The organism is Streptococcus humanilactis, assembly GCF_019448275.1.
Classification (GTDB): domain Bacteria; phylum Bacillota; class Bacilli; order Lactobacillales; family Streptococcaceae; genus Streptococcus; species Streptococcus humanilactis.
This window is the reverse complement of the sequence record NZ_JAHXBZ010000001.1, coordinates 292,527-305,144: the sequence shown is the minus strand read 5'-3', so window position 1 is coordinate 305,144 and position 12,618 is coordinate 292,527. Positions and strand designations below refer to the sequence as shown.

The 12,618-nt window shown below is 37.4% G+C and carries 12 protein-coding genes and 1 pseudogene; all 13 read right to left on the bottom strand.

The features are described 5' to 3' along the window. Positions 1 to 36: 36 nt before the first annotated feature. The gene (locus KV696_RS01480; RefSeq protein ID WP_219966654.1) at positions 37 to 1,779 is read right to left on the bottom strand and encodes a glycoside hydrolase family 13 protein; all 1,743 of its coding nucleotides are present in this window, start codon (positions 1,777 to 1,779) and stop codon (positions 37 to 39) included. A 173-nt stretch (positions 1,780 to 1,952) separates the two neighbouring features. Next, positions 1,953 to 2,444, bottom strand: a complete 492-nt coding sequence (locus KV696_RS01475) for a phosphoribosylanthranilate isomerase (RefSeq protein WP_023942513.1) — start codon at positions 2,442 to 2,444, stop codon at positions 1,953 to 1,955. Between the two features lie 63 nt (positions 2,445 to 2,507). Further along, on the bottom strand, positions 2,508 to 3,389 hold the full coding sequence (locus tag KV696_RS01470) for a diacylglycerol/lipid kinase family protein (RefSeq protein ID WP_219966653.1): 882 nt from the start codon (positions 3,387 to 3,389) through the stop codon (positions 2,508 to 2,510). Between the two features lie 122 nt (positions 3,390 to 3,511). Next, positions 3,512 to 3,685: pseudogene (locus tag KV696_RS01465) on the bottom strand (ADP-ribosylglycohydrolase family protein); the annotation flags it as partial. Next, positions 3,684 to 4,301, bottom strand: coding sequence for an SAP domain-containing protein (locus KV696_RS01460; RefSeq protein ID WP_219966651.1), 618 nt, complete (start codon positions 4,299 to 4,301; stop codon positions 3,684 to 3,686). The gene KV696_RS01460 and the pseudogene KV696_RS01465, both read right to left, overlap by 2 nt. Positions 4,302 to 4,725: 424 nt before the next feature. Beyond that, positions 4,726 to 5,487, bottom strand: a complete 762-nt coding sequence (locus KV696_RS01455; RefSeq protein ID WP_219966650.1) for a CPBP family intramembrane glutamic endopeptidase — start codon at positions 5,485 to 5,487, stop codon at positions 4,726 to 4,728. Positions 5,488 to 5,634: 147 nt separating this feature from the next. Beyond that, positions 5,635 to 6,990 (bottom strand): 23S rRNA (uracil(1939)-C(5))-methyltransferase RlmD, encoded by a 1,356-nt coding sequence (rlmD, locus tag KV696_RS01450; RefSeq protein ID WP_219966649.1) that lies wholly within the window; start codon positions 6,988 to 6,990, stop codon positions 5,635 to 5,637. 96 nt (positions 6,991 to 7,086) lie between these two features. After that, positions 7,087 to 7,644 carry a TlpA family protein disulfide reductase gene (gene sdbB / locus KV696_RS01445; protein ID WP_219966648.1) on the bottom strand — a complete coding sequence of 186 codons (558 nt, stop codon included), beginning with the start codon at positions 7,642 to 7,644 and terminating at the stop codon, positions 7,087 to 7,089. 11 nt (positions 7,645 to 7,655) lie between these two features. Beyond that, a complete protein-coding gene (gene ccdA2, locus KV696_RS01440) occupies positions 7,656 to 8,363 on the bottom strand; it encodes a cytochrome c biogenesis CcdA family protein (RefSeq protein WP_219966647.1) in 708 nt (235 codons plus the stop codon). 267 nt (positions 8,364 to 8,630) lie between these two features. Next, the gene (locus KV696_RS01435; protein ID WP_219966646.1) at positions 8,631 to 9,491 is read right to left on the bottom strand and encodes a methionyl aminopeptidase; all 861 of its coding nucleotides are present in this window, start codon (positions 9,489 to 9,491) and stop codon (positions 8,631 to 8,633) included. A gap of 15 nt (positions 9,492 to 9,506) precedes the next feature. Further along, positions 9,507 to 10,784 (bottom strand): CBS-HotDog domain-containing transcription factor SpxR, encoded by a 1,278-nt coding sequence (gene spxR, locus KV696_RS01430; protein ID WP_219966645.1) that lies wholly within the window; start codon positions 10,782 to 10,784, stop codon positions 9,507 to 9,509. After that, a complete protein-coding gene (locus KV696_RS01425; protein WP_001028727.1) occupies positions 10,777 to 11,328 on the bottom strand; it encodes a GNAT family N-acetyltransferase in 552 nt (183 codons plus the stop codon). Before KV696_RS01425 ends, spxR begins: the two co-directional genes overlap by 8 nt. A 15-nt stretch (positions 11,329 to 11,343) precedes the next feature. Continuing rightward, positions 11,344 to 12,603: a UDP-N-acetylglucosamine 1-carboxyvinyltransferase gene (locus tag KV696_RS01420; protein WP_061088064.1), complete on the bottom strand. Its 1,260-nt coding sequence runs from the start codon at positions 12,601 to 12,603 to the stop codon at positions 11,344 to 11,346. Positions 12,604 to 12,618 lie beyond the last annotated feature (15 nt).

The window sequence follows — 12,618 nt, the reverse complement described above, 5'->3', positions numbered from 1 at the left end:
CTATACTACAATTTTCCTGTCACTCTTAATTGCTCTTTAATGAAAAATCACAAATCCTTTTGGAGAGATGACAAGCTGATTCTCTAATTCTTGGCAATTGCTTGCTAGTGCTACTGCTTCTTTCTCTACAATACAATCTTCTGTTGATTGGTTAAAGATAGCTTTAAGGAACTGTCCTTCATATTTCCACTCCAAGGCAACTACATCTTGTTTGATTTTTTTTAGGCTATACTTGCCATGCGAAATGATTACTGACGCGAATTTGCGAATCTTAATCAGCCTCTTCATGAAATTCAGCATATCATTGTCTCTTGATACGCGTTCCCAAGGCATACAACGACGACAATCTGGGTCTGGTCCTCCGGTCAAGGAAAGCTCTGTTCCGTAATAGATGCACGGTGTCCCTTTTTGTAAAAAGAGAAAGGCTAGGGCTGATTTGACCAGTTGAACATCTTCATTTGCCGTCCACAAAATACGTTCTGTATCATGCGAATCTAGAAGATTAAACATCACTTCTGAAATCTGCTGTTTGTAATACATAGATTGGCCATTGATCTCATCGATGAATTGGTCTGTCTTCTTAATTCCTCGTAAGAAATAGTCCTTGATACTATCAGATAAAGGATAATTCATGACCGCATGGAACTCATCGCCATTTAGCCAAGGCTGAGATGTATGCCAGACTTCTCCTAGGATATAAAGATCAGGCTTTTTAGCTAAAACTGCCTTGCGAAAATCCCTCCAAAACTGATGGTCAATCTCATTAGCCACATCCAAACGCCAAGCATCAATATCAAACTCTTCAATCCAATAAGTCGCAACCTTTAAAAGATAATCCTTGACCTCTGGATTGGCTGTATTTAGCTTAGGCATATAGTCCTCGAAACCAAAAGCGTGATAGGGTAACTCTCTCTTATTGGCTAGTTTTTCAGTAGTCACTGGGAATTGTTGAATATGAAACCAATCCTTATAAGCAGACTGTTCACCATTTTGGACAACATCTTGCCATTGAGGAGATTGCGAACCAATATGATTAAATACAGCATCCAGCATGACTTTCATGCCACGCTGATGAGCTTGCTCGACCAGCTCCCGAAAGGTCTCCTTGTCTCCAAAATGACGGTCAATTTCAAAGTAATCTGTCGTATTGTACTTATGATTGCTCGTAGATTCAAAGATGGGACAGAGATAAAGTCCAGTAATGCCCAAGTCTTGCAAATAATCCAGATGGTCAATAATCCCCTGTAAATCACCACCAAAGAAATCATCACTCTTAGGTGTGATAGATGAATCCCAGTCTAAAGCCCCCTCTGGGTTTAATTGAGCATTTCCATTAGCAAATCTCTCAGGAAATATCTGATACCATACCGTATCTGAAACCCAGTCAGGAACCTGGCAGGCATCAATCTCATGAAGATAAGGCAACTTAAATCCGTTTCCAATAGCATGAAGATTTTCTAGAGAATTTTCCACACACCCTTTATCACCATACAAAATACTTTGATCTTCTGTATCCTTGAGTTCAAAGAGATACTGGATACGTGCAAAGTAGACGGACACTTCAACCTGCCAATAATCAAATAGGGCAGCCGAAGTTATTTTGGACATTTCTTTTGTATCCTGATAAAACTCCTCCATAAAGATAAAAGGGTCTCCATAGTGCAAGTTGATGCTTTCAATGTCCCCTTTCTTAGTTCGAATCCTAATATGAAGCTTCTTATCCTTATAAAGATAGGCAAACTCCGACTCTGGCCTATGGTAAATGGCACTTAATTCCATCAATTTGTCTCCTTGAGTTCCAATTCAAATTTTACGCAAACGTTTTCATAATTGTGATTCTAGTATACTACTTTCGTATTTTATTTTCAAGGCTTGTCCGTAGATTCTAGTGGTTTGGTTCTATAAATAAAAAAGCAGCCAGTCTTACAACCAACTACTTTTCAAATGATGATTCACAAATGTCTTTCCAGCCACTCTATCTTTTTAAAATCCTTATTGTTATTGTGCTCATTTCGATAAGAATCTTGGGAAGAAGCCTTGTAAATACTTAAAAACTGTTCCAAACTTGGAACGCGAAAAGTGATGTTTTCGAGATGAATCAACTCTATATCCGATTCCGAAACTCCAGCAAAATCAGGTAAAGAATCGATACTTCCGAATTCAACACTCAGACCATCTTTTTGGAATTCATGCTCATGAATATCTATTAAGGCATAGCCTAAGTGTTTCATCACTTTCATTATCTTATCCCACTCATAAATTCTGAGATGATCGGGTGCTTCCCAACCTCTAGGGTCACCAGGCACATGAATGTCAATGTCAGACGGCCCCCATTCTTCATTTGATCGGTATTCAAACCCCAAAGACCCCATGAGCGTCGGAGTGATTCCAACTTGGTTTAAATGAGAACAAATTGTTCGAAATTCATCAAATAGAGAATTCATTCCTCCTCCAATCGTTGATATAGAACTTAATTTCGTTGTGAATAATAAACTAATTTTTACCTTCTACTCTTTCGGTTTTGAAAAGACTTCAATATGTTGGCCCAGTACCTTGATTTCTACAGGTAGGTTATCTGACTTATCACCGTCAACATCTGACTCCAATTCACTATCTGAAGAGATCTTAATATTACGCGCTCTGATATACTCAATATTATCATTGCCGACAACATCTCCTTTTAGTAAATCAGGAATGACGGATAATTTGGAGAATAGAGACGCATCTTTCAGAATCAAAATATTGGCATAGCCGTCTTTGTTTTCTTCAAAGATTTTCTTATCAGCGAAGTAATTTGTCAAGAGAACCAAAACATGGCTAGCTTCACCAACATAATTTCCATTTTCTGTCTCAATCTTAATGTTAAAAACCTGATCCGTCATGACAGACTTCATGGTATTTACAGCATAGGCTAAAATACCGAATTTTGTCTTATCCTCAATCTCCACATTGTGAATCGCCTCAGGCAGAGAACCGATACTAAAGATATAACCAAAATAATTGTCATTCGCTTTACCGATATCAATCTTATTGGTTAAGTTGAAATCCAGTTCATCAATTGCGGCATCGATGTCTTGATTGATTTCCAACAGTTTTGTAATGAGGTTACCCGTACCTCCTGGGATAATCCCTAACTTAGGAATGTAGTCTCTCTCAGCAATACCCGAAATGACTTCGTTGACAGTCCCATCTCCACCAAACACAACCACTGCATCGTACTGCTCACTAGAAGCTTCCTCAGCAAAATGTGTGGCATCCAGCGCCTTTTCAGTAATTTTGGTTTCCACGTGCTCAAAGTATTCTTTTGCTTTATTTTCCAGCTTATCTTTGTAATCCAAAGCCTTCTCACCACCAGAGGTAGGGTTGATAATTAACATTGCTTTTTTCATTGATTTTCTCCTCAAAATTCGTTAAAAATGTTTACAATTCATCGTGTGTAAGTAAATGTACTCCCATTATATAATGAAAGTACAGAAAAGAGAAATATGAAGTACTATAGATTTAAACTCTTTTATTTTATATCAACCTTATTATCCCATCGTCTGAGTACATTCTTTAAGGGTTCATCCAAGTAAGAGTAGGTCTTTTCCTTTATCCAATCAGGAATACCATAAGCTGCCTCTGCTATGCTACCAGTGATTGCAGCAAGAGTATCACTGTCGCCACCAATTGAGATGGGGTTTCTACTTACCATACTCTTCTATTTTATCAGCATATTCAGTCAAAAGATTCTTTGAATAAATTTTTTCAGCTTTTGAATTTCTAACTTCTTTCCAAAGAATAGAAGCTACTTTTAACTTGTTTGAGTAGTTAAGACTATTTTCGTCTGTACAGAAATCCTTTAAAAATTGATTCCATTGACAAACTGAATGGTCATACTTGGCATAATCTGAATTTCCATAATAAACTTTTAGCATATCTTGGATTGTAAAACTCAAATCATTTTCTCTTTTTACTTTTCTCCATGCTGTAGCCATATCAGCAGTAAATTTAAAGGGTGAAACATCTGTTAAAGTTGAGAAATATTCTCTAAAGTGAGTGTTAAAAGAGAATCCACATTCAAGTAAGGGCGTATTTAAGGTAACGATTTCTACTTGTTTCTTCTTGCTTTTTATTGATGATTTTTTAATCAAATTCCCCTTAAAGTACTGCTCAATAATATGATTGAGTTCTTGTTTGGTACCTCTATATTCTAATCCTAATGATTTACATAGTTGTGAAAGTTCATCACGATACCAATAGTATTTATTAAACTCATCAAAGGATGTGATTTTATCAAACTCAAGTCTGCTCTCTATCAATATTTCATCTCCACCAAAAACAATTTATTTTTTCACTCAAAGAGTACCTTACTATTTGCTTGTGTTCATACTTAGAATTCAAGCTCACAATCACACACTCAGCGGTCCAGACTTACCGTATCATTTCGTCGGTTCCCCCCTCATTCTACAAGTCCTATCCCATAGATGGAGCATCTACTTCTACTTCGCTGATGCCTCAGCTCGTACAAGTAGTGATACGCCTCAACGTGTGTTAATATTCTTCTTTTATACTAATCAACGAAAGGCAGTAAAAATCATTTTAGAATGATACTGTGGAACGGAAAGATTTTCACCACTTCAAAAGAAACGACATTCATCACTCCACTTTAAATTATAATAGATATTTCTCTAACATAGATCATCTAATTAGCAAATCGTTACTTTCAATAAAAGATATGCTGATCTAAATTTTAAAATGTTGTTTCCTTACTAATTCTATTACTCTTCTATTACTCGCCAATATTGTATAAATTAAATAAGTAATAAATATGATAATAAAAATAAGATTAATTTTTAACACAAAATAGAGATTTAACAAATTTGCGAACGCATGAAATAATAGACAGTACCCTACAGATTTCGTTTGACGATAAAGAAGCCCTAAAACAAAACTTAAAAATAATGTATATATAAAAAATAAAATAAAAGGAAATCCTTGATGGCTTTCTCCAACTATAAACCATAAAGGCAGATGCCAAATCCCCCAAATTGATCCTACAATCAAATTAGATTGCCAATAAGTATATTTTTTATCAAGTAACGGTTGTAATATTCCTCTCCATCCTAATTCTTCATGTCCACCACCAAAAAAAATTAGTTGTATAAAGAATAATGGCATCAGATAAATTGATACTCCGTTTAATTCTAAGGAAGATACAGAAAATAGTATCAAAATTGCTAACAAATGAATGATGAAATAAATACTACTATTTTCTTTCTTACTAAATACAAAATGTTTAAATTTTAAATTATTCCTTTTCAAATAAAAGCCACTGGCAATAGCTGGTCCAAGTGCACCTACTATATGTAAAGTTCTTCCTATAATCGTTTCTAATCCAAAAATATGAGATTGCGTAAAGATAGCAAGAATCCCCCAAGCTATATAAGTAATTCCAAATGTACAATAAAGATAATTTTTTAAATTCCTTTTATCAATTTCTGTCATTTTATCTTCCTAATCTTGATTATTCTACGTATAATATTTTTTTACTGCTTCTTAGTTGCTCTCGATTATAACTACCTATATTCTATCATAAAAACACAAAAAAGACTTACAATCAAGGCTTTTCATTATTGATTCATACCAAGCTTTCTATGCTTTTACCAGCAAAGCTACACACTCCACGTGATGTGTTTGTGGGAATAAGTCAACCGGCTGTACTTTCTTCAACTCATATCCCAACTCTTGGTAGAGTTTGATATCACGCGCCATGGTTGCGACATTGCATGAAATATAGGCTATGCGGTCAGCTCCTGTTTGGGCGCTTGCTTTGATAAAGCTTTCTGTGAGTCCTTTTCTTGGTGGGTCAACTAGAATAACGGTTGGTTGAATACCTTCCTTGAGCCAATTTTTCATAGCATTTTCAGCTGTGTCACAGACATAGTGGGCGTTTGAAATATTGTTTAATTGGGCATTCTTCTTGCTATTCTCAACCGCTTCTGGAATTACTTCCACACCATAGACTTCTTTGACATGCTTAGCGACTGATAAGCCTATCGTTCCAATTCCTGAGTAGGCATCGGTAACCACATCATCTGATTTTAATGCTGCAAAGTCAATGGCTGTTTGATAGAGCTTCTCCGCCATTTCAGTATTGACTTGGTAAAAGGCTGGTCCAGCGATTTGGTAGTCATTGCCAAGCATTTTGTCAGTGATAAAATCTTGTCCGTAAATCGTACGCCATTCCTTACCAAAAATAGCATTGGTATTTTGGTCGTTGATATTCTGCATGACAGACACAATCTCTGGAAATTGATTGATTAGTTGTTCAATCAATTGGTCGACACGAAAAATTTTAGGACGAGTTGTTACTAAAATGACCATGATTTGCCCTGAATAGTGACCACGACGCACCACAAGGTTTCGAATCAAGCCAGACTGTTCCTTTTCATCATAAGGTTTCAAATCATAACGGCGGAGCAAGTCACGTAGGCCTACTACTACCTCATCAATCACAGGATCTTGGATAAAGAAATCTTCCAAAGGCATGAGGTCATGTGAATTTTTACGGAAAAATCCAGTTTCCAATACACCATTCACTCGACGAACAGGCACCTGTGCCTTGTTGCGGTACTTGACTGGATTTTCCATGCCAAGTGTTTCAGCAACCCCTACATCTGCAATTCCAGCAATCTTGTATAGACTATCCTTAACTTGCTTGGTTTTAAACTTGAGCTGTTCTGGATAGGCAAGATGTCCTAAATCCGCAATTCCTGAACGCAGGTAAGCCAAATCTATATTTTGAGTACGGTGTGGTGACTGGACAAGGTATTCTTCAACTTTCCCAAAACCAATCTTTTTGTTTACTTTAAGGACACGCATGAGGATTTTTTCACTTGGTAAAGCATTCTCGACAAAGAATACCAAACCATCCACCTTGGCAACTCCTGCCCCTTCGTGGGTCAAATCAACAATTTCAACTTCTACAATATCATTTTTCTTTAACATTCTCTTCTCTTTCTATTGGCCGACAAAAAAGACGGCAACGTTACGGTTACCATCTATTATACCATGAAATTTGTAATCAGATTCTCTTTATCTATGCTAGTTCATTTCTTTAAATGCTGCTTCTGCATCCGCATTGCTGATAACACCAAATTGAATCTTTCCAATCTTTCCTTGACTATCAATTAGGTATTCTGTAGGAATGCTTCGGATTTGATAAGCTTGGAATGTAGTTGCTTTTGTGTCATAAAGAACTGGGATATCTTTATATCCTTGATCTTGGAACCATTGTGGGAATTGCTCAACAGTTTTTTCGCCTTGAATACCCGGTGCAATGACACTAAGAATTTCAAAATCGCGATCTGGTTTTGCAGCTAATTCCATCAACTCAGGCATACTTTTCTTACATGGACCACACCAGGAAGCCCAAAACTTCAAATAGACTTTTTTACCCTTATAATCAGATAACTTAACTTCTTTACCATCCATAGATTGCAAGGTAAAATCTGGAGCATCTTTTCCAACAGCAATTTGTTGTACAGTCGTTTGTTGTTTTGGCTGTTGTGCTGCTTGAGTCTTTTTAGTTTCTTCCTCACCACAGGCTATCAATACGACTAATGACAAGAGGCTTAAGCCAGCAAACATTACTTTTTTCATCTTTTTCTCCTTTATTCAAAAATTCCAGCTAGAACATTTACTTGTCCTAATAGTAACAAAATTCCCATTAAAATAATGAGGAAACCACCAATTTTCTTCAGTAGCATCATATGACGTTTAATTTTACTAAAATAAGGCATTACTACACCTGAAGCTAGAGCCAAAATCAAGAAAGGAATGGCCATCCCTAAAGTGTAAATCAAGGTATAGATAGCACCTTGCCAAGCGCCATTGCCCCCAGAAGCCGCAAGCGCTAAAACAGAACTCAAAACTGGACCAATACAAGGCGTCCAACCAAAGCTAAAGGTAATACCGAGTAAAAAGGCCGACCAATAACGATTGGCTTCTGATTTCTTAAAAGTAAAGCTTTTTTGAACCTCTAATTTCTTAAAATGAAAAATTTCCATCTGGTGAAGGCCCAAAATAATGATAATCGTACCCATGGTATAGCGAAACCAATTGGCATAGAGAATATTACCAAAGTAACCAGCACCAAATCCTAGAATAAAGAAAATGAGTGAAATACCTGCGATAAAGCAAAGCGTTCGAATCAAACCTGACCAAGCAACTTTTCTCCCAAACAAGGAAAAACTTTTTGCACTTTCCTGATCATCCAATAAAATTCCAGCATAAACTGGCAGAAGAGGAAAAATACAGGGAGAAAAGAAGGACAGGACACCTGCTAAAAAAACGGAGATTGAAAATATTAGCGTTTCCAATAAAGAACCAACTTTCTTAAGAATTTAAAACTATTGTACTATAAATATTAAAATTTGTATCAAGTTTGCTACGGTTAACTGTTTTTGTCATTATATTATATGAAACAAACTCTTTAATAGTACACTATGTTTTCCAAAACATTGTTAGAAATTGATTTGAATTTCTCAATCAAGTTGTTCGGTTTTTTCATTTCACTATAGATAAAAGAAAAAATTGAAGAAAATTGTCCAAAGAGCCACTTTTTCTTCAATCTACTTTTACTTATTTTAATAAGTCCCTTCTTCACCTTGACTAGTCAAGATAACAGGACCATCTTTCGTAATCACGAATTGGTGTTCATATTGGCATGATAGGCCACCGTCAATGGTCTTATGCGCCCAACCGGTCTTCATATCTGTATCAATTTCCCAGTCACCTGTATTGATCATTGGTTCAATAGTCAAGACCATTCCTTCACGAAGACGGAGTCCTCGACCTGCAATACCATAGTTAGGAACCATTGGTTCTTCATGCATAGTTGGACCAACACCATGACCAACCAAATCACGCACTACACCGTAACCACGACTTTCAGCGTATTCTTGAATGGCTGCACCAATATCACCGATACGATTTCCAACAACAGCTTTCTCAATACCCTTGTACATAGCTTCTTTGGTTACATCCATCAAGTTTTTCACTTCTTCGGACGGTGTACCGACAGCATAAGCCCAACATGAGTCTGCAAGACCACCTGAATAGCTCTGAGTGTATTTCTTCATTTGCTCAATATTGTTGAAGTTTAATTTTGAGACATTCAAATCAGATTTGGCAATTGGACCTCCCAAAACCATGTCAACCTTGAGCAAATCACCATCTTTCAAGATATAGTGACGAGGGAAAGCATGAGCCACTTCATCATTAAGAGAGCAGCAGGTAGCATAAGGATAGTCCATCATTGCACCGTCAACCCCAATCTGAAGCGGAAGGAAATTTTCTTCCTTACAACGACGGCGGACATACTCTTCAACTTCCCACATATCTACGCCAGGCTTAATCAAATCACGTAAGCCGATATGAATACTTGCTAAAAAATCACCGGCCTTATCCATAGCTTCAATTTCACGAGCTGATTTTAATGTTATCATTTTTTCTCCTAGTTTCTAATTAATTTTAACAGTCACATTTGCTTTTGAAACAATCTGATGACCATGATAAATATCGTAATCAATAATAGCTGATCGTCTAGTATGATGGATAATGCGTGCTTGAATGCGCAGTATATCATCTATCTGAACAGCCTGCAAAAAGTAGATCAGCATTTGTTCGATGATGAGATTGCGACCACTATTTACAACTAAATCTTGGGTCATATGAGTCAAGATTTCTGCCAATATGCCGTTAGCCAAAACACCATTTTTTTCAAGCATAAAGGGTTCCACTGTAATGACTACTTCATCATGGTGATAAGAGAGTTTTTGTCCAATCTGCTCAGAAAAAGTCGGTAGAGCAGAAACTTGGGAACGACTCATCTTCTCCATGACATCTCGTCGTGTCACAACTCCAAGCAAGGTTTGATTATTCCGAATAACTGGTACCATTTCAAAGTCTTCTGCAATCATCCGTTGACTCACATTGGCAATATTTGTCGATAATCCAACTAAAAATAGACTACGAGACATGACCTTATCAATTGTGGTACTTGGTGACTTATCACCCGCATCTCTCATAGTAACAACCCCAACAACGACCTGATGTTGATTGATAACAGGGAAACGACTGCTACGATTCTTACGAACTAAGTCCAAATAATCTTTAACTGTGTCAGTCTCTCTCAGAAAACCATATTCATGACTCGGACGGTAAAGTTTCTCAACAGTCAGAATATCAGTCTTGATTTGGACATTTGACAAGGCTTTATTGATCATGGTCGCGACGGTGAATGTGTCATGCTTGCTTCTCAGAACCGGGATCCCTTTTTGATTGGCCAGTTTAAGTACATCATTATGAACCTGAAATCCCCCTGTAACCAGAACTGCATTTTCATTTTCCAAGGCTAGCAACTGAATACGGGTTCGGTCTCCGACAATCAAGAGCCCCCCATCGTGAAGGTAAGACAAGATATTTTGTTCAGTCATGGCACCAATTGAAAACTTACTAAATTCTCTCTCTAAACCTTCTTGCCCAGCCAAAACCTCAGAAGAAGTCACTTCTGCAATTTCAGCAAAAGTTAATCTTTCAATAGCAACTTTCTGGGATTTGACGCGGATTGTTCCACTTCTAGGACGGGTCTCCACAATTCCACGGTTTTCAGCTTCCTTGATAGCGCGATAGGCCGTTCCATCACTGACTCCCAGATGGTTGGAAATACTACGAACACTGACCCTTTTACCTACTGGTAATTCCTCCAAATAGCTTAGAATTTCCTGATGCTTACTCATTGAATTCTCCTTTTACATACCGAAATTCAAGATAATCCCGCATTTTTCTTGTGTAGCGATCACTTCCCTTAAACTGACGGAACAAACTAAATCCAGACTTAAGAGCAACTCTTTGGCTAGCTTCATTTTCAAGGTGGGTAATGATAGATAATTGTTTTAAGCCAAATTCCTCAAAAGAAAGCTGACAAATTTTTCTAACAACCTCTGTCATAAATCCTTGCGACCAAGCATCTTTTCTCAAAAAATAGCCAAGCTCAGCTTCTTTTTTGATTTCATCTAACTTCTCAAATTTAATAGAACCAATCATTTGTTGATTTTTCTGGTCACAAATTGCCCACACTCCCAAAGGGGACTTCATAAAGTAATTGGCCAGTGCATATTGACTTTCTTCCAGACTTGCCTGCGTTGGGAAAATAAATTGAAGATTTTCTGGATTTGAAGCTATCTCGTGGAAGTCTTGACTATCACTAAAAAAGAAAGGACGCAAATACAAGCGATCCGTTTCAAAAAAAGAAAACATTGCTAATTTGGTCCAAATATTCATAAACACCTCTACGGTTTAATCCTCAACAAGTGTAATATCCGCTCCTAGATTACGTAATTTTTCGATAATATCAGAATAACCACGTAAGATAAACTCGATATTGGTAATTTCAGTTTGTCCCTCGGCCATCAAACCAGCAATAACTAAAGCTGCACCAGCTCTCAGGTCAGTTGCTTTAACACTTGCCCCACGCAAATCACGTCCACCTGTGTACAAAATATGACCATTTGTTGTCGAAATGTCCGCATCCATCTTTGCTAGTTCAAAAACATGATTTACACGTTTTTCGTAAATCGTATCGACAATTGTACCACGACCATTCGCTCTTAGTAAAAGTGGAGTAATCGGTTGTTGCAAGTCAGTAGCAAAACCTGGGTAAGGAGCCGTCTTAATATTGATTGCTTTCAAATTAGACTGCTCTTCGACAAAAATGCTGTCTTCAGATACAGTCATTCTCACTCCCATTTCTTCCAGCTTAGCAATAAATCCTTCTAGGTGTTCGTAAAGAACATTATTTATACGAATCCCCTTGCCGACTGCAGCAGCTAAAGAAATATATGTTCCAGCTTCGATACGGTCTGGAATCACCTGATGACGGGTTCCATGTAATCTTTCAACACCATCAATAATGATGATATTAGTTCCTGCACCGCGGATATGGGCTCCCATATTATTCAAGAGAGTAGCTACATCAATAATCTCAGGCTCACGGGCTGCATTTTCAATAATGGTACGACCATTTGCTTTAACTGCAGCAATCATCGTATTAATCGTCGCACCAACACTAACCGTATCCATGTAAATACTTGCACCATGAAGTCCTGTATCTTTAGCAGATAACTTCATGTTATCTCCCTCGTAGCTAACAGTGGCACCCATAGCTTCAAAAGCCTTAAGGTGTAGGTCAATCGGACGAGGACCAAGATCACATCCTCCCGGTAAACCAACTGTCGCTTCACCAAAACGGCCTAAGAGACTCCCATAAAAATAGTAAGATGCACGAAGACTGTTAATTTTACCATAAGGCATTGGAATATTTTGAACACCTCTTGGATCAATCTCCAAGACATCATCATAACGCTTAACAGTAGCTCCCATCAATTCCATAATTTCGACAAGACTGGCTACATCCGAAATATCTGGAACACAATCCAAAGTCACCACATCATCAGCCAATATAATAGCTGGAATTAAGGCCACAACGCTATTTTTAGCACCACTAATAGTGATTTCACCTTGTAGTGGTAATCCACCATTGATAACAATTTTTCTCATTCTAAGTTTTTAATA